A 21,394-nucleotide genomic window follows, 5' to 3' on the forward strand; every position below is an offset into this window, starting at 1 on the left:
TCGATCTCGCCGACCTCGTACGGCGCGGCGTCGCGGTCCTCGAGGCGCACCCGCACCTCGAAGCCCGCCGACGCGATGCCGCACGAGCGCAGCTTGCCGCGCGCCGGGTCGTGCGCCTCGGGCGGCAGGTTGGTGCCGCCGCCGATCGTCTCGGTCAGGCCGTAGAGCTGGGTGAACTGGGCCGGGAACGTCGCCTGCGCCCGCTTCAGCACCTCCTCGGAGATCGGCGAGGCGCCGTAATAGATGTTGCGCACGCTCGACAGGTCGGTCTGCCCGACCTCCGGGCGCTGGAGGATCATGTTGATCAGCGCCGGCACCAGGAAGGCGTGCTCGATCGCGTGCTGCTCGATCATCTTGAGGATCACGCCGGGGTCGGGTTCGCGCAGCACGATGGCCTTGGCGCCCTGCAGCAGCGTCAGGATGCCGAGGTTGGCCCCGGCCACATGGAACAGCGGCATCGCCACCAGCACCGCCATGCCCGGCGCGAACTGCGCCCACTGCTGGGTCGCGGACTCGAACACGGTGGCGTAGTTGCGCTCGGTCAGTTGCACGCCCTTGGGCAGCCCCGTGGTCCCCGAGGTGTAGAGCTGGATGACGTCGTCGTCTTCAGCGGCAGGCAGCTGCGGGTCGAGGGCCGGATACCTGCCGATCCAGTCGGCGAATCCGGGCCATTGCGCATGGCCGGCCTCGATCTGCACCAGCGTCTGCAGGGCCGGCAGATCGCCGGCGATCTTCTCGAGCACCGGCGCGAAATCGGCGCCCGTCACCACCAGCCGGCAGCCGGCGTCCTTGAGCACGAAGGCGATCTCAGGCGGGGCCAGCCGCCAGTTGACGGGGGTCAGGCAGGCGCCGGCCTTCAGGCAGCCCAGCCAGAGCACGAAGAACGTGTCTGAGCCCTTGGTCAGCACCCCGACCCGCTCGCCCGGCGTCACGCCGGCGGCGATCAGCGCCTGGGCGCACTGCGACGAAAGCCGGTCCAGTTCGCCATAGGTCGTGACCGCGCCTTCGAACCAGATCGCGGTCTCGGCGGGTCGTACGCGCGCGTGGTGGCGCGCGATGTCGGCCACGCATCGGATGTCCTGGGACATCGCTCCTCCCTCCTCTCTTCTTTTCGGAGAGGATGATCCCTTAGCAAGCGGGCCGGCAAGACCATCGTCCTGCCGGCCCGCAAAAGCCTTCGCGATTTGAAAGCCTTACTCGGCGGCTTCCTTCGGCGCGTAGCCGAGAACGGCCTTCACTTCGAGGAACTCGTTGAAGGCGAAATCGCCCCACTCGCGCCCGTTGCCGCTCATCTTGTAGCCGCCGAACGGCGCCATCAGGTCGCCGCCGCCGCCGTTGATCGACACCTGGCCGGCGCGCAGCTTGGAAGCCACTTCACGCGCCTTGGCGAGGTCGGCCGCCTGGACGTAAGCGGCCAGGCCGTACTCGGTGTCGTTGCCGATCTGGATCGCCTGGTCGACGCTCTCGTAGCCGAGGATCGACAGCACCGGGCCGAAGATCTCTTCCTTCGAGATGGTCATCTCCGGGGTCACGTTGGCGAACACGGTCGGCTTCACATAGTAGCCGGTGTCCAGGCCTTCCGGACGGCCGACGCCGCCGGCGACCAGGGTCGCGCCCTCGTCGATGCCCGACTGGATCAGCTTCTGGATCTTGTTGAACTGCACCTCGGAAACCACCGGGCCGAGCAGGCTGTTGCCGTTCGGGTCGCCGACGGTGACCTGGGCGGCCGCTTCCTTGGCGACGGCGATCGCTTCATCCATGCGCTGCTGCGGGACCAGCATGCGGGTCGGGGCGTTGCAGGACTGACCCGAGTTGTTCATCACCGTGGCCACGCCGCGGCCCACGCCCTTGGCGAAGGCGTCGTCGTCGAGGACGATGTTCGGGCTCTTGCCGCCCAGTTCCTGGGCCACGCGCTTGACGGTCGGAGCGGCGTTCTTGGCCACTTCGATGCCGGCGCGGGTCGAACCGGTGAACGAGATCAGGTCGACTTCCGGGTGGCTCGAGAGCGGTACGCCGACGCCGACGCCGTCGCCTTGGACCAGGTTGAACACGCCGGCCGGCACGCCGGCGGCATGCATGATCTCAGCGAAGATGTGGCCGGTGAACGGCGCCACTTCCGACGGCTTCAGCACCATGGTGCAGCCGGTCGCGATGGCCGGGGCCACCTTGCAGACGATCTGGTTCAGCGGCCAGTTCCAGGGGGTGATGAAGCCGCAGACGCCGATCGGCTCTTTGACGATCATCGTCGGGCCGCGGTCTTCTTCAAACTTGAAGTCCTTCAGCACGGCGGCGGCGGTGCCCAGGTGGCCCATGCCGATCGGAACTTGCGCGCGCTGCGCCAGGCTGGCCGGGGCGCCCATTTCCTCGGTGACCGCGGTGGCCAGGTCGCCGAAGCGCTTCTGGTACTCGGCGAGGATGCGGTTCAGGACGTCCAGGCGCTCTTCGCGGCTGGTCTGCGACCAGGTCGCGAACGCCTTGCGAGCGGCCTTGACGGCCTTGTCCACGTCGGCCGCGGAGCCGAGGGAGATCTTGCCCGCGACCTTCTCGGTCGCCGGGTTGATGACGTCGAGCGTCTTGGGTTCGACCGGATCGACCCACTGACCGTCGATGTAGAACTGCAGGTACTCGCGCATGACGTCCTCCCGGAGGCGTTCGTTGGATTTGGAGCGCCGACGAGATCCCCCGACGGCTTCAAACAAGCATTTTAGTGATCAATGATCACTGTGGAAGAGGCAACCTTCTAACCCTGAAGGATTCAGGCCGAAACCTGCCCCTCCAATTGGTGCACATGCGGCTGTCCCGCAACCGGGCTACGGCCCTTCAGGACATAACCGGCCCGGATCGAGCCGATGTAAAGGTCCTTCAGATCCGGGCCGCCCCAGGTGATGTTGGTCGGGTGGTTCACGACCTCGCCCGAGGGATCGTGAATCACGGTCACGACCTCCAGTTCGGGCGTGATCGCCACCACCTTGTTGGCGGCCGGCAGGCAAACCCAGAGGTTGCCCTCAGCGTCCAGGCCGACGCCGTCCGTATAGCCGAGCTCGTTGTGGTCGACGCCCGGCGCCTCCGGCGCCTGCAGCTTGCCCAGCACGGGACCGTAGCGGCCGCCAGCGCCCAATGTCCCGCCCTCGTGGATCGGGAAGCGCATGACATCCGCGCCGCTGGTCTGGGCGCAGAACAGGTAGCGCTCGTCCGCCGACAGGGCCATGCCGTTCGGGAACTTCAGCCCCTCGGCCACGACCTGACTCGACCCGTCCGGCCGCAGCACGAAGATGAAGCCGTCGGTGCGCCCGTCCAGCGCCTGCGGCCAGGTCTCGGCGTGGGTGGAGTTGGCGCACCAGATGTTCCCGGCCCGATCCATCACCGGATAGTTGGCGCTGGTCAGTCGCCGGCCGCCCACCTCGGTCAGCAGCGTCTCGTGCTCGCCGCTCGCCGGATCGAACCGCTGCAGCGGCCCATCCTCACGGTCATAGATGCCGAAGTTGGCGATCAGCACCCGCCCCTGGCGGTCCATGTTGATCCCGTTCGGCGCCCCGCCCTTGGGCCCCATCCGCTTGAACGACCCGTCGGGGAAAATCTCGGCCACCGCACACTGGTGATCCGAGGCGAAGACCCGGCCGTCCGGCCCGACCACGACGTCCTCGGGACGGTCTATTCCCACGGCGACCTTGGTCAGGTCGCCCGGCGCGATGGGCGATAGCGGCATGGCGTCTCCTCCGGCGTTTTCGCCAGCTTGACCCGCACGGATGCGGTTGAGCAAGGCGAGCGACATCTTTCCGCCCCAACGACACCCTCATAAGGTGCGTCAAAATAGAAATTCGCCATTAGGGGGCGTTCATGAAATTTGCTCGACTGCCGCTGCTCATCGCTGCGTTCGCCGTCGCCGGCTCGGCTCACGCTGCAGATTTCTACGGCTCCCTCGGCTACGCACAGTTCGAGACCAAGCAGCTCGACACCAGCCTGGGTGCGGTCCAGGGCCGGCTGGGCGCGCGCCTGACCCCACACCTCGGGATCGAAGGCGAGCTCGGCTTCGGCGTCGACGACGACCGAATCTACCAGCCGTACATCGCAGACTACGACGGGACCGAGAGGCTCAAGGGCCAGGTCGGCGTCTACGCCGTCGGCGTCCTGCCGCTGTCCGAGAACGCCGAGGTCTTCGCCCGGCTAGGCTTCGGCCGCGCCAAGCTGAACCTCAAGGTCAGCTACTTCGGCCAGTCCTTGGACGAAGACCGGACGAGGGACGCCTTCAGCTTCGGAGTCGGCGCGCAGTACTTCTTCGCCGGCCCCAACGGCGTCAGGGTCGACTACACCCGTCACGAGTTCGGCGGCAGAGACGCCGCCGACGCCTGGGCGGCGGCCTATGTGCGCAGGTTCTGAGGCGGTCGCCCGCCTTAGGAGGACGTAAATCCCAGCCTCGCAACCTCCGCGACATGGAAGAGATCGTACGCACGCCGCATCGACCCTTGGCGGTCCTGGCCGTCTTCGTCGTCGTCGGGCCGCTGATCGGCGCAGCGATCGCGCTGCTTCCGCTCGCGCCGTTCATGCTGCTGACCAGGGCGCCGGGGCTCCTCCTTCTCGCTGGGGGATATCCGATGGGCGCAGTCCCCGCCGCCGCCACGGGCGTTATGGCCAACATCGCAATCGCCAAGTGGCCTCGACCGGCCTTCCTGCCGACCTGCGCCGTCACAGGAGGGATGGCCAGCGCCGCTGGGGCGCTCGTCAACATACAGTCGGCAGATGTCCTAGCCTGGCTGCCATTCACCGCCATCGGCGTAGTGGCCGCGCTAGGCACAGCCGGTGTCGTGCACCTGCTTGGCTTGCGAGGGCGCACAGCTCCCAGCGCCAGAGCTCCGTCGCCCCCGCCAGGACCGGGGCCGCGGCTGGCGCTACCGGCCGGCGACGTCCTGCTGATCGTCCTGGGCGTGGTGATGGCCGTTATGATCGTGACGCTGCTGATTCCAGCCCTGGCCTAGGCCGACGATCACACGCCGGTCGTCGGGCCGATGCCCTCGCCGTCCTCGGGGAACGTCATCCACTTTTCCTGCTTCTCGCGCGCCTCGCGTTTAGCCTGGAAGTCGTTGGCCCGCGTCATCAGCGCCTGCGCGTCGCGGCCAAGCTGGGCGAAGTTGCTGTCCGGCGGGGCGCTGAGCGCGGTCGGATGGAAGAGCTCGATGTCGTGCAGCAGCTGGAAGAACTCGTGGTCCTCCCGGCTGCCGTCCGCAGGGGGGTGCTCCAGAAGGTCCGCCACCCGCTGAAGGGCCGCCTCGAAGGACTCCTGGTCTTTGATCATAAATTTGCTCCTGCCGTCGGGCGAAGCCGCAGGGCGACGCCCCGCTAAAGCAAAGCCCGAAGCGCCGTCCGGTTCCCGCCCCTTGCGATCCGGCCGCGCCCGCTCTAAAGCCGGACGGGCAACGCCGGAGCTTCCCATGACCGCGATCCTGACCATCCTTGCCTTCATCGTCGTCATCGGCGGCCTGAACTACTTCGAGTTCGGCCGGCTCGACTAAGGCGACGCCTTGGCTGACACCGCTCGCGGCGCAGCCCTCATCACTGGGGGTTCGCGCAGGATCGGCCGGGTCCTGACCCAGGCCGCTGCCGACGCGGGCTTCGATGTCGCCATCCACGTTCGGACCATAGACGACGACGCCGAGGCCGCCGCGGCTGACGTACGCGCCCGCGGCCGCAAGGCCTCGCTGCACGCCTGCGACCTGCGCGACGAGGGCTCCACCGCCCCGCTGGTCGGCGCCGCCGAGAGCGAGCTCGGCCCGGTGACCCTGCTGGTCAACTGCGCCTCGGTATTTGAGAGCGACGCCTTCGCCAGCATGAACCGCGCCTCCTGGGACGCGCATCTGGAAACCAACCTGCGCGCGCCGCTGGTGCTCGCCCAGGCCTTCGCCCGCCGGCTGCCGGCCGGCCGCACCGGCCAGATCGTCAACATCCTCGACCAGCGGGTGTTCGCGCCGGGGCCCGACTTCTTCAGCTATTCGCTGTCCAAGAGCGCGCTCTGGGCCGCCACCCAGATGCTGGCCCAGGAGCTGGCCCCGCGCATCCGCGTCAACGGCATCGGCCCGGGCCCGACCCTGCCGTCCATCCATCAAGAGGGCAGCGATTTCGACGACGAGGTCGCCGCCACCCTGCTGCGCCACCCGGTCGATCCGGTCGAGATCGGCCATGCGCTGCGGTACCTCATTGACGCAAGGTCAGTGACGGGCCAGATGATCGCCGTCGACGCGGGCCAGCACCTGGCCTAGAGCCGCTTCCCCGGAACGGAGCCCACTTGGTTCTTCCATCGCTTCAGCAGAGTTCGCCCGAGGCCCCGTCGCCTGAGCCGCAGGGGCGCGTGGTCATGACCAAGGTGTTCGTCACCGGCCTCAAGGTCGAAGCCGAGATCGGGGTCTACGCTCACGAGAAGGGCATGTCCCAGCCGCTGATCGTCGATGTCGAACTCGACGTCCCGACCGCCGGCGCCACCCGCCTGGCCGACACCGTCAACTACGAGACGATCGGGGAGTCGGCGCGCGCCATCGCCGCGGCCGGCCACATCCAGCTGGTCGAGGACTTCGCCGAGCGTCTGGCCCGCGCCTGCCTGGCCGATCCTCGTGTGATGCGCGCCCGCGTGCGGGTAGAGAAGCCGCAAGCGCTGGCGCCGCACGCCGCCGCCGCCGGGGTCGAGATCACCGTCGTCCGGGGCTGATGGCCAGCTACGCCGCGCGCCTCTCGCCGCTGCAGGGCGAAACCGTCTGGACGATCGAGAAATCCGCCATCGTCGAGCGCCGCACCGGCCGTGAGCGCCGGTTTCCGCTGGCCGAACTGCGCGGCGTCACCCGCGCGGGCCGCGGCGCAGTGCTGCAGTTCCAGCGCCGCCGCTTGACCATCCCCGCACTCAGTTATGGCGACGCCCTGCGCCCCCGCGACCAGGGCGAGAGCTTCGAGGCGTTCCTGTCCGCCTTGTCGAGCGCCGCGCCCGAGCGCCCGATCCGCCGCCCCTCGCCCAACACCGAGGCGGTGCTCTGGATCATGGGCCTGATGGCGGTCGGCGCGCTCGCCCTGCTGCTCGCCGCCGGCGTCGCCGGGGCCTGGCTGCTGGGCGTCGCCCTGGCCGCGCGGCTGGTGTTCGTGGTGATCCTCGGCGCGGCGGTCCTGCCCTGGCTGCGGCCGAAAAATCGGTAGTCGCCCTGCATCCAAGCGACATGAACGCGAATTAAGCTGGCATTCGCGCTGAACGGGGCCACATCTCGTTCAGATACTTCGCTTGGGAGACTGAATTGAGCCAAACCGAAACCACCGTTGTGACGACCGAGGACCGCGTCCTGCCGGCAGTGGTCTACGGCCTCTACCTGCTTGGCCTGGTGAACGGCCTGACCATCCTGGTTGGATTGGTGGTGGCCTACATCAACCTCGACAAGGCCGGCCCGCGCATGCGGACCCACTACGACTTTCAGATCAGGACCTTCTGGATCGGCTTGGCGATCTTCCTGTCGCTGGGCCTGCTCATTGGGATCAGCGCCGTGCTCTCGCTGGTGCTGATCGGCATCCCGTTCCTGATGCTGTTCCTCTTCCTCTGGGGCGCGGTCGGCGTCTGGTTCGCGATCCGCTGCATCATCGGCCTCGTCTACATCTCGCAGGACCAGGCATATCCGCGGCCGAACACTTGGCTGATTTGACGGCAGTCACGGCGCCGCGCCGCTCGAAAGGGCGGCGCGGCTCTCGTCGCGCGCTGCCTGTGGCCCCCCGGCACTAGACCCCTTCCCCCCGCTTTGGCAGCATCGGCTCTCGTCGACGCCATGGGGGGCGACGGCGCGGGGGGGTTCGTAGCCAACCTGGGTCTGGCGCTGCAGCGGGGAGCGCGAGCGACGGTCCAGAGGCGGCTGGAGGGCGGATCCCCCCATCCCCATTCTTCGAAACTCGAAACAAAAACACCGCCCGGACTGCTCCGGGCGGCGAACTTGTCTTTGCGGTCGTGGCGCGGCTTACGCCGGCACGGCCTCGCGGCGCACCATGCGCGCATAGTCGTCGGCCAGGCCCAGCGACAGCGCGCCCGGCGTGAACCGATACTCGCCGATCTCGCCGACCGGAGTCACTTCGGCCGCGGTGCCGACCACGAAGCACTCGGTGAAGCCGGCCAGCTCTTCCGGCTTGATGTGACGCTCGATCACCTCGACGCCCTTGGACTTGGCCAGCGCGATCACCGACTGGCGGGTGATCCCGTTCAGGAAGCAGTCCGGGGTCGGGGTGTGCAGCGCGCCGTCCTTGACGAAGAACACGTTCGAGCCGGTGCTCTCGGCGATGTAGCCGCGGTAGTCGAGCATCATCGCGTCGGTGTAGCCGGCCTTCTCCGCGGCGTGCTTGGAGATGGTGCAGATCATGTAGAGGCCGGTGGCCTTGGCGTGGACCGGCTCGGTCTCCGGCGACGGGCGCTTGTACTTGGCCCAGGTCAGGCGGATGCCCTTGGCGCGTTCTTCCGGGCTGAAGTAGCTCGGCCAGTCCCACACCGCGATGGCGACGTGGATCTTGGTGTTCTGGGCCGAGACCCCGATCATCTCCGAACCGCGCCAGGCGATCGGGCGCAGATAGGCGTCGGTCAGGCCGTTCTTGGCGCAGGTGTCCTTGCAGGCCTGGTCGATCTCCTCCACCGTGAAGGGGATTTCGAAGTCCAGCATCTCGGCCGACTTGAACAGACGCTCGGTATGTTCACGCAGCTTGTAGATCTCTCCCCCGTACATCCGCTCGCCTTCGAACACCGCCGAGGCGTAATGGAGGCCATGCGTCAGTACGTGCACCTTCGCCTCGCGCCAGGGCACGAACTGGCCGTCCAGCCAGATCCATCCGTCGCGATCGTCAAAGGGCACTAGAGACATGAGGGAAAGTCCTCCTTTCAATACGGCCCTCTTACAGACTCCCCCGCCCCCCACGTCAAACAAAATGGGTTTCAAAGTGTAATGGTCGCAGCCGATCCAAGGCTCATTCTGCGAGACGAAGAGCTGGATGGCGGGCTCGAAATGCTGTTGCTCGCCGAGGCCGCGCTATGGGCCGGTGTCGACGCTGGCCTGGAGGCCGAAACCGGCCTCGGCCTCGGCCGCTCGCACTGGCGCGCGGCCTTTCTGCTCAAGCGCCGGCCGGGGGTCGGGGTGCAGGAGTTGGCCCACCTGACCAGCCTGTCCAAACAGGCCGCCAGCCGCATCGTCGCCGACCTTGAGGCCAAGGGTCTGGCCGAGAAGATCGCCGGCGATCTCGACGGCCGACGCCGCGCCGTCAGCCTGACCGAAGCCGGCGCCGCCTTCGAGGACCGCATCTCAGAACGCTTGCGCGCCCAGCTCGCCCGGTCCTATCGGGTGGGCGGCCTGGACGGCGTGGCCGGCGCCAGGCAGATCCTGTCGGCCCTGGCCGGCGGACGGATGAAGAGCGGAGGCGCCTGATGGCCGCGGTCGAGACTGCCGAACGTCACCTGCTCGTCGTCGACGACGACGACCGCATCCGCGACCTGCTCAAGCAGTACCTGACCCGCAACGGCTTCCGCGTCACCTCGGCGCCGGGCGGCGCCCAGGCGCGCAGCCTGATCGAGACCATCGACTTCGACCTCGCGGTCTTCGACGTGATGATGCCGGGCGAAGACGGGTTTTCGCTGGTCCGCTGGCTGCGCGAGCGCAAGGGCGCGGCCGGCCGCACGCCGGTGCTGATGCTGACCGCCCGCGGCCTGGCCGAAGACCGCATCGAGGGCCTCAAGCTCGGGGCCGACGACTATCTGGGCAAGCCGTTCGAGCCGGAGGAGCTGCTGCTGCGCATCGAGGCGATCCTGCGCCGCGCCGACCAGCGCCCGGCCGGCGGCGCCAACGGCAGCCTGTCGCTGGGCGCCTGCGCGTTCGACCTGGAGCGTGGCGAACTCAGCCGCGGCGGCGTGCCGGTGCGCCTCACCGAAGCCGAAGTCGCCCTCCTCAAGCGCCTGGCCCGCAGCCCGCACGAGCCGGTCGACCGGCTGGAGCTGGCCCGCGAGACGGTCGACCCCTCCGGCCGCGCCGTCGACGTCCAGGTCACGCGGCTGCGCCGCAAGATCGAAAGCGACCCCAAGACCCCGCGCTACCTCCAGACGGTGCGCGGCGTCGGATACCTGCTGGCGCCTGATTGATGGCTGCCGCCCACCTCTTTTCCTCCCCCGTACACGGGGGAGGGGGACCATCAGCAGGATGGTGGAGGGGGCGGCCGCCCGCTCCGAGCTCAGTCACGCCCCCTCCACCGCGCAGGCGCGCGGTCCCCCTCCCCCGCTACGCAGGGGAGGAACTCCAGTGAAACTCCCCCGCCGCCTCGAACCGCGCCTGGTGCAGCGGCTGATCAAGCGCAGCCTGCCGACCTCGCTGTTCGGCCGCTCGCTGCTGATCATCGTCCTGCCGGTCGCACTGATGCAGATCGCGGTGACCTGGATCTTCTTCGACGCCCACTGGCAGACCGTCACCAGCCGCCTCTCCGACGGCCTGGCCGGCGAGGTCGCCTGGGCGGTCGAGAGCTATCAGGACGATCCCAGCCCGCAGACCATGTCCACGATCGCCGAGCGGGCCGAGAAGTCGCTGAACCTCTCCATCGCCCTGCAGCCGGGCCGCGAGCTGCCCCACGGCCGGCGCACCAACGCCTTCGCCGTCGTCGACCGGGCCATCGACCGCGCCCTCAGTCAGCGGCTGGACGCCCCCTACTGGTTCGACACCACGCGCTACCCGGCCTATGTCGACATCCGCGTGAAGGTCGACCAGGGCGTCATTCGCATCCTCGCCCCACGCGACCGCGCCTTCGCCACCCAGGGCCATATCTTCGTGCTTTGGCTGGCCATGGCGACGATCCTGCTGACCGCCATCGCCATCCTGTTCATCCGCAACCAGACCCGCACCATCGAGCGGCTGGCCAGCGCCGCCGACGCCTTCGGCAAGGGCGTCGACGCCCCGACCTTCAAGCCCAGCGGCGCGCGCGAGGTGCGCCAGGCCGCCCAGGCCTTCCTGGCCATGAAGTCGCGCATCCAGCGCCATATCGACCAGCGCACCGCCCTGCTGGCCAGCGTCAGCCACGACCTGCGCACGCCCTTGACCCGCCTTAAGCTGGAGCTGGCCCTGGCCGATCCTGGCCCGCGCACCGGCGAGATGAAGCGCGACCTGGCCGAGATGGAGCACATGATCGACGAGTACCTCGCCTTCGCCCGCGGCGAGGGCGGCGAGGCCGTCGAAACCGTCCACCTCAAGTCGCTGATCGACGAGGTCAGCGAAGGGGCCTTGCGGGCGGGCGCCAAGGTGCACGTCGCCGCCGATCCGGACCTGCTGGCCTCCGTGCGGCCCAACGCGCTGAAGCGGGCGCTGTCCAACCTGGTGATGAACGCCGCCGCCCACGGCGAGACGGTCGAGGTCCTCGCTGCGGCGCGCGCCTCGGGCGGGGTAGAGATCATCGTCGATGACGACGGCCCGGGCATCCCGCAGGACCGCTACGAGGACGCCTTCAAGGCCTTCAACCGCCTCGATGAATCGCGGAACCAGAACGAGAAGGGCGTCGGGCTGGGCCTGGCCATCGCCCGCGACGTGGCCCGCAGCCATGGCGGCGACATCACCCTCGACCGTTCCCCGATGGGCGGCCTCAGGGCGATTGTCAGGTTGCCTGGATAACCGGGTTCGGCCAGTCTCCGCCGCACGCCGAGATTGCGCCAGGAGGAACCCCCGATGATCCTAGCCCGCCTAGCCGCCGCGACCGCCCTGGCCGCCGCGATCGCTTCGCCCGCCCTGGCCGCCGATCCGGTCGAAGGGCTCTGGCTGGTCCAGGCCGGGACCGCCAAGGTCAAGGTCGCGCCTTGCGCGGGCGACAAGACCAAGATGTGCGGCCAAGTCGCCTGGCTGAAGACCGCCGGGGCCAAGGACGCCAACAATCCCGACGCCTCGCTGCGCAGCCGCCCGATCCTGGGCATGCTGATGATCCGCGACTTCAAGTCGGCCGGCCCCGGCAAGTGGACCGGCGGCAAGATCTACGATCCCAACTCGGGCAAGACCTACGGTTCGAAGATCAGCGCCAATCCGGACGGGACCCTTAAGGTCGAGGGCTGCGTCGCCGTCGTCTGCCAGGCCCAGACCTGGAAGCGCACGAGCTGAAGCCGATTGGATGCTCCCCCTCTGGGGGAGCTGTCCGCCCAGGCGGACTGAGGGGGACTTTGACTGGAAGAGCAGTCCCCCCTCCGTCGTCCCTGCGGGACGCCACCTCCCCCAAGAGGGGAGGATCGGGTTCCTACCCGCCGAGTTCCTTCGAGCGCCGCGTCGCGGCCGCCACCGCCTCGCGCAGCAGGTCGGGGAAGCCGTTCTCCCCCAGCAGCACGTCGAGCGCCGCCTGGGTCGTGCCGCCCGGCGAGGTGACCTGCTTGCGCAGCTCGGCCGGCTCCTCGCCGCTGCGCGCCATCAGCGCCGCGGCCCCGGCGATGGTCGAGCGGGCCAGCCGCGCGGAGTCCGCGGCCGGCAGCCCGGCCGCCGCGCCCGCCGCCTCCAGCGCCTCGACGAAGGCGTAGAGATAGGCCGGGGCCGAACCGGAGACCCCGGTCGCCGCGTGCATCAGTTCCTCGTCGGCGACGTCCACCACCGCACCGACCGGCGCGAACAGCGCATGGGCCCGCGCCTTGGCTTCAGGATCGGCCGCGTAGATGCTGGCGGTGCCCTGGCAGACCGCGACCGCCGTGGTCGGCATGATCCGCGCCACGGCCTTGCCGCCGAACGCCTGGGAGATGTCGGCGCTGCGCACGCCGGCGGCGATGGAGACGATCACCGCATCGGGCGCCAGGTGCTCGGCGACCTGCGCCGCCGCCTCGCGCCACAGCTGCGGCTTGACCGCCAGCAGCACGGTCTTCGCCTGCGCCAACTCTGCATCGGGGGGATTGATCTGCGCGCCGGCCGCCTTGGCCGTCTCCAGCGTCGGATTGGCGTGCGGTTCGCGGATGATCAGGTCGCTGGCCTGGAACGCGCCGGCCATCCGCCAGCCCTCGATCAGCGCCCCGCCCATGCGGCCGGCGCCCAGCATCAGGATTGGCGTCATCGGAAGTCCTCGAACGTGATGGCCGAACGGCTTTCGGCGGCCATCACGCTCTAGTGGTTAAGTCCGGCTGCGCCTAGGCCTCGCCGACGGTCTCGAACATGCAGGCGGCCACGGCGTCGGCCGCCGACTTCGACCCGCGCACCAGGAAGTCGAACGCCGGATAGAAGCGGTCGGCCGCCTCCATCGCTACGTCGATCATCGCTGCAGCCTGGGCCAGGCTCGGACGTTCGCCGGTCATCAGCGCCATCGAGTGGCGGAAGATGATCTCGCCGTCGTCCCAGACCTCGAAGTGGCCCAGCCAGACGCGCTGGTTGAGCGTCGCCATCAGTTCGTAGGCGGCGGTTTTCTGCTCGGGCGTGGCCTTCAGGTCGACCGAGAGGCAAAGCTGCAGGCAGTCCGCTTCGGGACGCCACGCGAACCACAGCTCGTAGTCCTTCCAGTCGCCGGTGAGGGCGAAGGCAAGGTCACCGTCTTCGGTGCGATCGAACTGCAGGTTTTCGGCCGTCAGCACATGCTCGACCACGTCTAGCGGGTCGAGCGTGACCAGGACGTCTTCTTCAGGCTGGGGCGTATCCATTAGACCAGAGGTCCTTTCGCAGAGGGCGTCCGCGGCCGGGCCGGCCATCGAATCGCCTGCGATATTGAAAGTAAGCTGCTTCGCGGCCCTGCCGTCACCGGCTTCTTTTCAGGGGCGAGCCACATTCGCGTGTATTAAGACCTAGTCTTTCTTCGCGGTCTTCTTAGGCGCCTGCTCCTTGAGCGCGGCCACCTCGGCGCGCAGCGCCGCGATCTCAGCCTTGAGGGCGTCGAGGTCGTCGCGACGGACGAGATCGAAGTCGGCCACGAAGCGATCGGCCTGGGCGCGGAACGCGGCCTTCGCCTCGTCTCCGGCCGTCTGGGCCAGGCCCATCGCCGCGCTGGTCAGCTTGGCGAACTCGTCCAGAAAGGGGTTCTGAGTCTGCATAGGCCCTATATGGCCCGCCGGGGGATGAAAGCGAAGGGCTTCTCGTCTAAACCTTGGCGGCGAAGCATTCGGAGATCCCCACGTTGCCATTCCCCGATTTCGACCCAGTCCTCGTGCAGATCGGGCCTTTCGCAATTCGCTGGTATGCCTTGGCGTACGTGGCCGGCATCCTGCTGGGGTGGCGCTATGTCGCGGGGATGATGAAGAATCAGGCGCTGTGGGGCCCCCGCGGGGCGCCGGCCACGCCTGCCCAGATCGACGACCTGATCCTCTGGATCACGCTCGGCATCATCCTCGGCGGCCGGCTCGGCCACGTGTTCTTCTACACGCCCTCGATCGTCATCCAGGACCCGCTGCAGATCGTGAAGGTCTGGGAAGGCGGCATGAGCTTCCATGGCGGCGCGCTCGGCGTGCTGATCGCGGTGTTCGCCTTCGCCTGGCGCAACAAGATCGACGTGCTGCGCCTCGGCGACGCCGTGACCGCCTGCGCGCCGATCGGCCTGTTCTTCGGGCGCGTGGCCAACTTCATCAACGGCGAGCTCTGGGGCCGGCCGTCCGACGTGCCGTGGGCGTTCATCTTCCCGCAGGCCGACGGCGTCACCCCGCGCCACCCCAGCCAGCTCTACGAGGCGGCGCTGGAAGGCGTCGTTCTCTTCCTCATCCTGCGCTGGGCGACCCATCGCGCGGGCCTGCTCCAGCGGCGCGGCGTCGTGGCCGGCATCTTCCTGCTGGGCTACGCCGTCTTCCGCACCTTCGTGGAGAACTTCCGCGAGCCTGACCGCTACCTCCAGCACTTCCCGCTGGGCCTCACCATGGGGATGATGCTGTCGGCGCCGATGGTGATCGGCGGCCTCTTCCTGATCTGGCGCGGCCTGCGCGAACCCCTGGCCACCGAGGCCGCGTCGCCGCCCAGCCAAGCCAAGACCGAGACGCCATGAGCCTGCGCGACCGCCTGACGGCCCAGATCCGGGCCAGCGGGCCGATAAGCGTCGCGCAGTACATGCACGCCTGCCTCCACGACCCGGACTACGGCTACTACGCGACCCGCCCGGCGCTCGGCGAAGCGGGCGACTTCATCACCGCCCCGCTGGTCAGCCAGATGTTCGGCGAGTTGATCGGCCTCTGGGCCGTCGAGACCTGGAGCCGCCTGGGCCGCCCCGCCGCGTTCCGGCTGGTCGAGATGGGGCCCGGCGACGGCACGCTGATGAGCGACCTGCTGCGCGCCGCCCGGCTCTCGCGTGAGTTCACCGAGGCCGCCGACGTCTGGCTGGTCGAGGTCTCCCAGCCGCTGCGCGACCGCCAGCGCCAGACGCTCGGCGACCATCTGTCCTGGGCCGCGTCGCTGGACGAGGTGCCCGGCGGCGCGCCGCTGATCCTGGTCGCCAACGAGCTGCTCGACTGCCTGCCCGCCCGCCAGTTCGTACGCACGGAAAAGGGCTGGGCCGAGCGCATGGTCGGCCTCGACGACGCCGGCGCCCTGGCCTTCGGCCTGGCCGGCGCCCCGGGCGTCGAGCGGCTGGCCCCGGTCGGAGCGATCCTCGAGCACTCGCCAGCCCAGGCCGCTCTGGGCGAGGCGCTGGCCCTGCGCGTCCTGGCCGACGGCGGCGCGGCGCTGCTCATCGACTACGGCCGCGCCGCGCCCGGGTTCGGCGACACCCTGCAGGCCCTGCGCCGCCATCAGAAGGAAAGCCCGCTGGCCGGTCCGGGCGAGGCCGATCTCACCGTCCACGCCGACTTCCCGGCGGTGATGGCCGCGGCCGCCGCGCGCGGCGGTCAGACCCCGCAGATCCTCACCCAGGGCGAGCTGCTCGTGCGGCTCGGGATCGGCGCCCGCGCCGAGGCCCTGGCCAACGCCCGCCCCGACCTTGGCGACGTGATCGAGCGCCAGCTCGAACGCCTGGTCTCGCCCGATCAGATGGGCGATCTCTTCAAGGCCGCCTGTATCCATTCCGCCGGCTTCGAACCGCCAGCCTTCGAGACGCTTACGTGACCGATCTTCCTGTTCTGACTTCGCCGCTGCTCGACCTGGCGGGGATCCGCCACGCCTTCTTCACACGGCAGGGCGGCGTCTCCACCGGCCTCTACGCCAGCCTGAACGTCGGCCGCGGCTCCAAGGACGCGCCCGACGACGTGATCGAGAACCGCCGCCGCGCCGCGGCCCACTTCGGCCAACCCGAAGGCGCGCTCAACACCTGCTACCAGATCCACTCGGCCACAGCCCTGGTCGCCGACGCCCCCTGGAACGGCGAGCGGCCGCAAGCCGACGGTGTGGTCGCCAGCAAGCCCGGCCTGGTCTGCAGCGCCCTGGCCGCCGACTGCGCGCCGATCCTGTTCGCTGATCCCAAGGCCCGCGTCGTCGCCGCCGCCCACGCCGGCTGGAAGGGCGCGCTCGCCGGCATCGCCGAGGCCACGGTCGCGCAAATGCAGACCCTTGGGGCGCGCCCGGGCGACATCGTCGCGGTCGTCGGCCCCTGCATCGCCCAGGCCTCCTACGAAGTCGGCTTGGAGTTCCTCGACGCCTTCACCGCCCAGGCCGCCGAGAACGTCGAGTTCTTCGTCCCGGGCGAGGCGCCCGACAAGGCGATGTTCGACCTGCCGGGCTACGTCCTGCACCGATTGCGCCGGGCCGGCGTCGGGGGCTGCGAATGGCTGGGCCGCGACACCTGCGCCGAGGAGGAGCTGTTCTTCTCCAACCGCCGGGCCTTCAAGCGCGGCGAGCCGGACTTCGGCCGCCTGCTGTCGGCGATCGCGCTGGACTAGGCGCCGGGCCGAAGATCGAAGCGCTCGCGCGGCAGGGCCTGCGGCAGCTCCTCCTGCAGGAACGCCACCATCTTCTCGCGGACCTCGCAGCGCAGGTCGAAGGCTTCGCCGGCGTTGCGCGCGCTGGTCAGGCAACGGACCTGCATGGTTCGCTCGCTGAGCTCGGTCACCGCCAGGTTGACCACGTTGCGGTCCCAGAGCGGCGAGGCCGCAGCGATCTCCTCCAGCTTGCGGCGCAGCACCTCGATCGGCGCGGAATAGTCGACATAGACCATCGCCGTGCCGATCAGCGAGGCGCTCTCGCGCGTCCAGTTCTGGAACGGCTTCTGGATGAAGTAGGTCAGCGGCAGCACCATCCGCCGCCAGTCCCACAGCTTCACGACCACATAGGTCGAGCCGATCTCCTCGATGCGCCCCCACTCGCCTTCGACGATGACTGCGTCGTCGATCCGGATCGGCTGGGTGGTGGCGATCTGGATCCCGGCGATCAGGTTGGTCAGGAACGGCTGCAACGCCAGGCCGGCGATGATCCCCGCCGCGCCGGCCGAGGCCAGCAGGCTGACCCCGTACTGACGCACGCCGTTGAAGGTCATCAGGGCGAAGGCGATGGTCAGCACGACGATGAGCGCCGCGATGGTGCGCCGCAGGATCCGCGTCTGCGTGACGTGCTTGCGGGCCAGCAGGTTGTCTTCCACGTCGATCCGGAAGCGCCGCGTGTAGATCAGCGTGGCGATGTCGAGCGCGGTCAGCGCCGTCCAGCCGCAGAGCACGATGATGCCGATCAGCAGCACCCGGCCGAGCACTTCGAGTTGCAGTTGCCCCAGGCTGGCCAGGGGCGCGGCGGCCCCCAGCCCCAGGATCAGCGCCGCCAGCCGGCTGGGCCTGCGCGTGCGCTTGATCAGTTCGCGCCAGAACTCGTCCCGCGAGGCGATCAGCCGCCGGACGATCGTCACCAGCACCTGGTGGGCCGCCAACGCCAGCAGGGCGCCGAAGGCCAGCACCCCCACGTCCAGCAGCCACGCAGGCAGCCAAGAGGGCGCAACGCCCTCCATCCACTCCGTCATGTCGCGATTGTCTCGAACTTGCGCCGGGCGCGCCGGCTTGGGTCCGTCAACAAACGCGACAGCTCAGGAATGGATCACGGCACGATGGTCGTGAACAGGTAGACCGCGAACAGCACCAGGTGCACGACGCCCTGCAGCACCGTGGTCCGCCCGGTCGCCAGCGACAGGGTGGTGACCAGCAGGGTCAGCATCAACAGCACCATGGCCTTGGCGTCGAGGCCGAGCGACAGCGGCCAGCCCATCACCAGCGAGACCACCGCCACGACGGGGATGGTCAGGCCGATCGAGGCCAGGGCCGAGCCCAGCGCCAGGTTCAGGCTGGTCTGCAGGCGGTCGGCTCGCGCCGCCCGCACCGCCGCCAGGCTTTCCGGCAACAGCACCAGGCCGGCGATGATCACCCCGACCACGGCCTTGGGCGCGCCGGCCCCGGCCACCGCCGCCTCGATCGTCGGCGCCAGCGACTTGGCCAGCAGCACCACGACGACCAGCGCAATGACCAACAGCGCCAGGCTGACCCAGGCGGCGAGCGCCGTCGGCGGCGCGGCGTGCGCGTCCTCGTCATGCGCGGCCGAGCCGCTGGGCAGGAAGTAGTCGCGGTGGCGCATCGTCTGCACCAGCACGAAGGTGCCGTAGAGCACCAGCGAGACCAGGCCGACGAAGGCCAGCTGGCTGTTCGAATAGACCGGCCCGGCGGCCGAGGTCGTGTAGTTGGGCAACACCAGGGTCAGCACCGCCAGCGCCGCCAGGGTGGCCAGCGCCGCGCTGACGCCGGCCTGGCCGTAACGCTGCTCCAGGTGGCGCGCGCCGCCGAGCAACAGGCAGAGGCCGACGAGGCCGTTGAGGATGATCATGATGGCGGCGAACACCGTGTCGCGCGCCAGTCCCGCGCCCGACGGGCCGCTGGACAGCATCAGGGAGACGATCAGCGACACCTCGATCACCGTCACCGCGACGGCCAGGACCAAGGTGCCATAGGGTTCGCCGATCTTGTGGGCCACCACTTCGGCGTGGTGCACGGCGGCCAGGACGCAAGCGACCAGTCCGATCGCCAGAACTATGTCGTAAGGCCCGCCGAGCTTCGATCCGAAAAGCAGCAGCGAGCCAATGATGGGTGAGAGCCAGGTCCAGGCTGGGAGTCCGATTTTGGGCATGGCGAACACCGTAAACCAAGCGCCGCCATGCCGCGAGACGAACCCGCCCGCCCCGCGAGATTGTTATGCGATCTTGTCCTGCGCTGTTCTGGGGCCTTGCTCCGCGGCCCTCGCCTGCTAAAAGCCCGGCAATTACCGATACCTGCCCCTGGGGGACCGATGAAGCTGCTGGCTGGCAACTCCAACCGTGCGCTGGCGGAGGCTGTCGCCTCGCGCCTCGACCTCCCCCTCACCCGCGCGCAGGTCAAGCGCTTCGCCGACAACGAGGTCTGGGTGACCATCGACGAGAACGTCCGCGGCGAGGACGTCTTCATCCTTCAGTCGACGAACTATCCCGCCAACGACAACCTGATGGAGCTGCTGGTCTGCATCGATGCGCTGAAGCGCGCCTCGGCCCGGCGGATCACCGCGGTGATGCCCTACTTCGGCTACGCCCGTCAGGACCGTAAGACCGGCGGCCGCACGCCGATCTCGGCCAAGCTGGTCGCCAACCTGATCGAGCGCGCCGGCGCCGACCGGGTGCTGACCATGGATCTACACTCCGGCCAGATCCAAGGCTTCTTCGACATTCCGACCGACAACCTGATCTCGGCGCCGCTGCTGGCGACCGACATCAAGGAAAACTACGAAAAGCCGGCCGAGATCATGATCGTCTCGCCCGACGTCGGCGGCGTGGTCCGCGCCCTGGCCGTGGCCTCGCGCCTGAACGCCGAGCTGGCCATCGTCGACAAGCGCCGTTCGGGCCCCGGCAAGAGCGAAGTCGCCAACGTCATCGGCGACGTCTCCGGCCGCCGCTGCATCCTGTTCGACGACATGATCGACGGCGGCGGCACGCTCTGCAACGCCGCCCAGGCGCTGATTGACGCCGGCGCCACCGAGGTCTCGGCCTACGTGACCCACGGCGTGATGTCCGGCGCCGCGGTCGAGCGGGTCAACGGCTCGGTGCTGAAGGAGCTGGTGATGACCGACTCCATTCCGGCCCCCGACCGCGCCCTCGAAGGCGGCAAGATCCGCTATGTCAGCTGCGACCAGCTGCTCGGCGAAGCCATCCGCCGCATCGCCAACGAAGAATCGGTCTCCAAGCTCTTCGACTGACCCCGACGATCTGCGGCGGCCGCTGGCCGCCGCAGTCCCGCCGCCGGGTTCCCGCCCGCGTCCGCGGCGAAACGACGCCCGGCCCCGATGCGGTGACGACCGCCTGCCGGCCCCGCTCTATGCTCGCCGAAGCGGCCGCGGCGGGGCGGGTCACAAATGCGTCAGACCCCGCCTCAAGCCGGCTTTGGTTAAGCCTCGTTAACCCCTGGCGGTCACATTCTCGCCTGCTGGAGGGGCTAGGCTCCCACGCCTTATTTCTTGGGGAAGGCTCTGGATGATTTCGGCTTCTCGCGCTGGCCTGACGGCCGTCGCCATCGCATTCGCCACAATTCTGGCCTCCTGCGCCGAGCCTCCGCCGCCTAAGCCGGTGGAGCCGCCCGCGCCGGCCGTCAGCCTGGCGCCCAGCATCGTCGAGCAGGCCTCCGCCTACCGCTATTACATGGACAGGGCCGCGGCGATCTCGCCGGCCTTCGTCGATGGCCAGACGGTCGCCGAGGGCCTGAAGGTCGCCGCCTCCTATGAGCCCAAGCAGTTCCTGAAGGGGGCCATCGCCTACGGCGCGATCGTCGCCCTGCAGGACCCGACCTTCGTCGCCGGCGTCAAGCAGTACTCGGGCACCGCCGCCCAGCGCCAGCAGATCGCCTACGAGATCATGAAGGACCCGGCCTACGTGGTCGGCCTGCCCGGCGCGGCCAGCGGCGCCGGGGTGGTGATCGCCGCGCTCAATGAGGACGGGAACAAGTTCTATCAGGCCGGCAAGACCGTGAAGCAGGCCGCCTACGACGTGCAGAAGCAGTCGTGGTCCAAGAGCGACGTGGTCGGCCGCGACGCGCGCCTGTCCCAGGCCAAGCTGCTCGGCTCGACCCCGGCCGTCGGCGACATCACCCAGACCACCCGCCTGCAGCAGGCGATCAGCGGCGCCCAGCCGCTCGGCGTGACCGGGACCTCCGTGACCCCGCCGTTCACTCCGGTGGTGATTCGCAGCCTCGCCGTCGCGGCGCTGGCGGTGCTCGGTCAGGCCAGCGAGCCGAACGTGGCCACGCTCAACGCCATCATGGTCGAGCCGAACGTCACCTCCTGCGCCAACATGGCCAAGCTCAACCTCTATCAGTGCCTGGCCGTCGCCAAGCCGCACTACGAGGACGTCTTCTGCCTGGGCCAGCACGGGATGATGGACACCGCCCGCTGCGTCATCAAAGCCTCGGGCCAGCCCGAGCCGTTCGAACCGCGCTTCGTTCCGACCGTCCGCGAGAACGCCAGCTACAAGCCGACTCCGGCCAAGAAGCCTGCGGCAAAGAAGCCGGCGAAAAAGGGTTAGAAAT

Annotated in this window: 25 protein-coding genes and 1 pseudogene; 16 read left to right on the forward strand and 10 right to left on the reverse strand. The window is 69.0% G+C overall.

All coding sequences use genetic code 11. The annotated features are described in order from the left end of the window. Positions 1 to 26 precede the first annotated feature (26 nt). From ACSQ2H_RS17480 to ACSQ2H_RS17490, 3 genes and pseudogenes are all read right to left on the reverse strand, one after another. A pseudogene (locus tag ACSQ2H_RS17480) lies at positions 27 to 1,088 on the reverse strand (AMP-binding protein); the annotation flags it as partial. Between the two features lie 105 nt (positions 1,089 to 1,193). Then, positions 1,194 to 2,633, reverse strand: coding sequence for an aldehyde dehydrogenase family protein (locus ACSQ2H_RS17485; RefSeq protein WP_436062656.1), 1,440 nt, complete (start codon positions 2,631 to 2,633; stop codon positions 1,194 to 1,196). Positions 2,634 to 2,755: 122 nt separating this feature from the next. Continuing rightward, positions 2,756 to 3,706, reverse strand: a complete 951-nt coding sequence (locus ACSQ2H_RS17490) for an SMP-30/gluconolactonase/LRE family protein (RefSeq protein WP_436062657.1) — start codon at positions 3,704 to 3,706, stop codon at positions 2,756 to 2,758. 131 nt (positions 3,707 to 3,837) lie between these two features. Between ACSQ2H_RS17490 and ACSQ2H_RS17495 the strand changes: the two genes are divergently transcribed. After that, positions 3,838 to 4,377 carry a porin family protein gene (locus ACSQ2H_RS17495; RefSeq protein WP_436062658.1) on the forward strand — a complete coding sequence of 180 codons (540 nt, stop codon included), beginning with the start codon at positions 3,838 to 3,840 and terminating at the stop codon, positions 4,375 to 4,377. A 53-nt stretch (positions 4,378 to 4,430) separates the two neighbouring features. Beyond that, complete coding sequence (locus tag ACSQ2H_RS17500; protein WP_436062659.1) at positions 4,431 to 4,973, forward strand: hypothetical protein; 543 nt, start codon at positions 4,431 to 4,433, stop codon at positions 4,971 to 4,973. Positions 4,974 to 4,981: 8 nt separating this feature from the next. Here ACSQ2H_RS17500 and ACSQ2H_RS17505 read toward each other — a convergent pair whose 3' ends face one another. Next, positions 4,982 to 5,290 carry a hypothetical protein gene (locus tag ACSQ2H_RS17505; protein WP_436062660.1) on the reverse strand — a complete coding sequence of 103 codons (309 nt, stop codon included), beginning with the start codon at positions 5,288 to 5,290 and terminating at the stop codon, positions 4,982 to 4,984. A 4-nt stretch (positions 5,291 to 5,294) separates the two neighbouring features. Between ACSQ2H_RS17505 and ACSQ2H_RS17510 the strand changes: the two genes are divergently transcribed. The 5 genes from ACSQ2H_RS17510 (at position 5,295) to ACSQ2H_RS17530 (ending at position 7,664) form a co-directional block, all read left to right on the forward strand. After that, a complete protein-coding gene (locus ACSQ2H_RS17510; protein ID WP_436062661.1) occupies positions 5,295 to 5,507 on the forward strand; it encodes a hypothetical protein in 213 nt (70 codons plus the stop codon). 9 nt (positions 5,508 to 5,516) lie between these two features. Further along, positions 5,517 to 6,251, forward strand: a complete 735-nt coding sequence (locus ACSQ2H_RS17515; protein WP_436062662.1) for an SDR family oxidoreductase — start codon at positions 5,517 to 5,519, stop codon at positions 6,249 to 6,251. Between the two features lie 95 nt (positions 6,252 to 6,346). Continuing rightward, complete coding sequence (gene folB, locus ACSQ2H_RS17520; RefSeq protein WP_436062663.1) at positions 6,347 to 6,694, forward strand: dihydroneopterin aldolase; 348 nt, start codon at positions 6,347 to 6,349, stop codon at positions 6,692 to 6,694. Beyond that, complete coding sequence (locus tag ACSQ2H_RS17525; RefSeq protein WP_436062664.1) at positions 6,694 to 7,170, forward strand: hypothetical protein; 477 nt, start codon at positions 6,694 to 6,696, stop codon at positions 7,168 to 7,170. Before folB ends, ACSQ2H_RS17525 begins: the two co-directional genes overlap by 1 nt. 95 nt (positions 7,171 to 7,265) lie before the next feature. Beyond that, positions 7,266 to 7,664, forward strand: coding sequence for a DUF4870 family protein (locus ACSQ2H_RS17530; protein WP_436062665.1), 399 nt, complete (start codon positions 7,266 to 7,268; stop codon positions 7,662 to 7,664). A gap of 306 nt (positions 7,665 to 7,970) precedes the next feature. Here ACSQ2H_RS17530 and ACSQ2H_RS17535 read toward each other — a convergent pair whose 3' ends face one another. Continuing rightward, the gene (locus tag ACSQ2H_RS17535; RefSeq protein WP_436062666.1) at positions 7,971 to 8,858 is read right to left on the reverse strand and encodes a branched-chain amino acid aminotransferase; all 888 of its coding nucleotides are present in this window, start codon (positions 8,856 to 8,858) and stop codon (positions 7,971 to 7,973) included. A gap of 141 nt (positions 8,859 to 8,999) precedes the next feature. Between ACSQ2H_RS17535 and ACSQ2H_RS17540 the strand changes: the two genes are divergently transcribed. The 4 genes from ACSQ2H_RS17540 to ACSQ2H_RS17555 all read left to right on the forward strand — a co-directional run bounded on the left by ACSQ2H_RS17540 (position 9,000) and on the right by ACSQ2H_RS17555 (position 12,110). Further along, complete coding sequence (locus ACSQ2H_RS17540) at positions 9,000 to 9,416, forward strand: MarR family winged helix-turn-helix transcriptional regulator (RefSeq protein WP_436062667.1); 417 nt, start codon at positions 9,000 to 9,002, stop codon at positions 9,414 to 9,416. Beyond that, complete coding sequence (locus ACSQ2H_RS17545; RefSeq protein WP_436062668.1) at positions 9,416 to 10,123, forward strand: response regulator; 708 nt, start codon at positions 9,416 to 9,418, stop codon at positions 10,121 to 10,123. The genes ACSQ2H_RS17540 and ACSQ2H_RS17545 overlap by 1 nt, the downstream gene beginning before the upstream one ends. Before the next feature lie 157 nt (positions 10,124 to 10,280). After that, on the forward strand, positions 10,281 to 11,633 hold the full coding sequence (locus ACSQ2H_RS17550; protein WP_436062669.1) for an ATP-binding protein: 1,353 nt from the start codon (positions 10,281 to 10,283) through the stop codon (positions 11,631 to 11,633). 54 nt (positions 11,634 to 11,687) lie between these two features. Further along, positions 11,688 to 12,110 carry a DUF2147 domain-containing protein gene (locus ACSQ2H_RS17555; protein ID WP_436062670.1) on the forward strand — a complete coding sequence of 141 codons (423 nt, stop codon included), beginning with the start codon at positions 11,688 to 11,690 and terminating at the stop codon, positions 12,108 to 12,110. Positions 12,111 to 12,243: 133 nt separating this feature from the next. Here the strand turns inward: ACSQ2H_RS17555 and proC are convergent, their stop codons facing one another. The 3 genes from proC to ACSQ2H_RS17570 all read right to left on the reverse strand — a co-directional run bounded on the left by proC (position 12,244) and on the right by ACSQ2H_RS17570 (position 14,002). After that, positions 12,244 to 13,038: a pyrroline-5-carboxylate reductase gene (gene proC / locus ACSQ2H_RS17560; RefSeq protein WP_436062671.1), complete on the reverse strand. Its 795-nt coding sequence runs from the start codon at positions 13,036 to 13,038 to the stop codon at positions 12,244 to 12,246. A 73-nt stretch (positions 13,039 to 13,111) separates the two neighbouring features. Then, entirely contained in the window at positions 13,112 to 13,615 is a 504-nt protein-coding gene (locus ACSQ2H_RS17565; protein WP_436062672.1) for a YbjN domain-containing protein, read from the reverse strand. Between the two features lie 141 nt (positions 13,616 to 13,756). After that, entirely contained in the window at positions 13,757 to 14,002 is a 246-nt protein-coding gene (locus ACSQ2H_RS17570) for an accessory factor UbiK family protein (protein ID WP_436062673.1), read from the reverse strand. A gap of 83 nt (positions 14,003 to 14,085) precedes the next feature. Between ACSQ2H_RS17570 and lgt the strand changes: the two genes are divergently transcribed. From lgt to pgeF, 3 genes are read left to right on the forward strand one after another with little or no spacing between them, the layout of a single operon-like run. Continuing rightward, complete coding sequence (gene lgt / locus ACSQ2H_RS17575) at positions 14,086 to 14,940, forward strand: prolipoprotein diacylglyceryl transferase (protein WP_436062674.1); 855 nt, start codon at positions 14,086 to 14,088, stop codon at positions 14,938 to 14,940. Beyond that, entirely contained in the window at positions 14,937 to 15,992 is a 1,056-nt protein-coding gene (locus tag ACSQ2H_RS17580; RefSeq protein WP_436062675.1) for a class I SAM-dependent methyltransferase, read from the forward strand. The genes lgt and ACSQ2H_RS17580 overlap by 4 nt, the downstream gene beginning before the upstream one ends. Beyond that, entirely contained in the window at positions 15,989 to 16,762 is a 774-nt protein-coding gene (gene pgeF / locus ACSQ2H_RS17585; protein WP_436062676.1) for a peptidoglycan editing factor PgeF, read from the forward strand. Before ACSQ2H_RS17580 ends, pgeF begins: the two co-directional genes overlap by 4 nt. Here the strand turns inward: pgeF and ACSQ2H_RS17590 are convergent. Together ACSQ2H_RS17590 and ACSQ2H_RS17595 are read right to left on the reverse strand one after the other, a co-directional pair. Further along, a complete protein-coding gene (locus ACSQ2H_RS17590) occupies positions 16,759 to 17,826 on the reverse strand; it encodes a mechanosensitive ion channel family protein (RefSeq protein ID WP_436062677.1) in 1,068 nt (355 codons plus the stop codon). The two genes, pgeF and ACSQ2H_RS17590, sit on opposite strands and share 4 nt — an antisense overlap. Before the next feature lie 74 nt (positions 17,827 to 17,900). After that, on the reverse strand, positions 17,901 to 18,977 hold the full coding sequence (locus ACSQ2H_RS17595; RefSeq protein WP_436062678.1) for a calcium:proton antiporter: 1,077 nt from the start codon (positions 18,975 to 18,977) through the stop codon (positions 17,901 to 17,903). Positions 18,978 to 19,136: 159 nt separating this feature from the next. Here ACSQ2H_RS17595 and ACSQ2H_RS17600 point away from each other — a divergent pair, with 159 nt between their 5' ends. Together ACSQ2H_RS17600 and ACSQ2H_RS17605 are read left to right on the forward strand one after the other, a co-directional pair. Then, on the forward strand, positions 19,137 to 20,072 hold the full coding sequence (locus ACSQ2H_RS17600) for a ribose-phosphate pyrophosphokinase (RefSeq protein WP_436062679.1): 936 nt from the start codon (positions 19,137 to 19,139) through the stop codon (positions 20,070 to 20,072). 274 nt (positions 20,073 to 20,346) lie between these two features. Then, entirely contained in the window at positions 20,347 to 21,390 is a 1,044-nt protein-coding gene (locus tag ACSQ2H_RS17605) for a hypothetical protein (RefSeq protein ID WP_436062680.1), read from the forward strand. Positions 21,391 to 21,394: the final 4 nt, after the last annotated feature.

The sequence above is a fragment of the Phenylobacterium sp. LjRoot97 genome (assembly GCF_964254345.1).
GTDB lineage: Bacteria > Pseudomonadota > Alphaproteobacteria > Caulobacterales > Caulobacteraceae > Phenylobacterium.

What these genes read in the sequence shown, in the direction of transcription:
- ACSQ2H_RS17605 (WP_436062680.1), top strand. Translation starts at nt 20,347, where the DNA reads ATGATTTCGGCTTCTCGCGCTGGCCTGACGGCCGTCGCCATCGCATTC.
- ACSQ2H_RS17595 (WP_436062678.1), bottom strand. Translation starts at nt 18,977, where the DNA reads ATGCCCAAAATCGGACTCCCAGCCTGGACCTGGCTCTCACCCATCATT.
- ACSQ2H_RS17590 (WP_436062677.1), bottom strand. Translation starts at nt 17,826, where the DNA reads ATGACGGAGTGGATGGAGGGCGTTGCGCCCTCTTGGCTGCCTGCGTGG.
- ACSQ2H_RS17505 (WP_436062660.1), bottom strand. Translation starts at nt 5,290, where the DNA reads ATGATCAAAGACCAGGAGTCCTTCGAGGCGGCCCTTCAGCGGGTGGCG.
- ACSQ2H_RS17600 (WP_436062679.1), top strand. Translation starts at nt 19,137, where the DNA reads ATGAAGCTGCTGGCTGGCAACTCCAACCGTGCGCTGGCGGAGGCTGTC.
- ACSQ2H_RS17495 (WP_436062658.1), top strand. Translation starts at nt 3,838, where the DNA reads ATGAAATTTGCTCGACTGCCGCTGCTCATCGCTGCGTTCGCCGTCGCC.
- ACSQ2H_RS17565 (WP_436062672.1), bottom strand. Translation starts at nt 13,615, where the DNA reads ATGGATACGCCCCAGCCTGAAGAAGACGTCCTGGTCACGCTCGACCCG.
- ACSQ2H_RS17570 (WP_436062673.1), bottom strand. Translation starts at nt 14,002, where the DNA reads ATGCAGACTCAGAACCCCTTTCTGGACGAGTTCGCCAAGCTGACCAGC.
- ACSQ2H_RS17540 (WP_436062667.1), top strand. Translation starts at nt 9,000, where the DNA reads ATGCTGTTGCTCGCCGAGGCCGCGCTATGGGCCGGTGTCGACGCTGGC.
- ACSQ2H_RS17555 (WP_436062670.1), top strand. Translation starts at nt 11,688, where the DNA reads ATGATCCTAGCCCGCCTAGCCGCCGCGACCGCCCTGGCCGCCGCGATC.
- ACSQ2H_RS17525 (WP_436062664.1), top strand. Translation starts at nt 6,694, where the DNA reads ATGGCCAGCTACGCCGCGCGCCTCTCGCCGCTGCAGGGCGAAACCGTC.
- ACSQ2H_RS17485 (WP_436062656.1), bottom strand. Translation starts at nt 2,633, where the DNA reads ATGCGCGAGTACCTGCAGTTCTACATCGACGGTCAGTGGGTCGATCCG.
- ACSQ2H_RS17500 (WP_436062659.1), top strand. Translation starts at nt 4,431, where the DNA reads ATGGAAGAGATCGTACGCACGCCGCATCGACCCTTGGCGGTCCTGGCC.
- folB (WP_436062663.1), top strand. Translation starts at nt 6,347, where the DNA reads ATGACCAAGGTGTTCGTCACCGGCCTCAAGGTCGAAGCCGAGATCGGG.
- ACSQ2H_RS17580 (WP_436062675.1), top strand. Translation starts at nt 14,937, where the DNA reads ATGAGCCTGCGCGACCGCCTGACGGCCCAGATCCGGGCCAGCGGGCCG.
- proC (WP_436062671.1), bottom strand. Translation starts at nt 13,038, where the DNA reads ATGACGCCAATCCTGATGCTGGGCGCCGGCCGCATGGGCGGGGCGCTG.
- ACSQ2H_RS17490 (WP_436062657.1), bottom strand. Translation starts at nt 3,706, where the DNA reads ATGCCGCTATCGCCCATCGCGCCGGGCGACCTGACCAAGGTCGCCGTG.
- ACSQ2H_RS17545 (WP_436062668.1), top strand. Translation starts at nt 9,416, where the DNA reads ATGGCCGCGGTCGAGACTGCCGAACGTCACCTGCTCGTCGTCGACGAC.
- ACSQ2H_RS17535 (WP_436062666.1), bottom strand. Translation starts at nt 8,858, where the DNA reads ATGTCTCTAGTGCCCTTTGACGATCGCGACGGATGGATCTGGCTGGAC.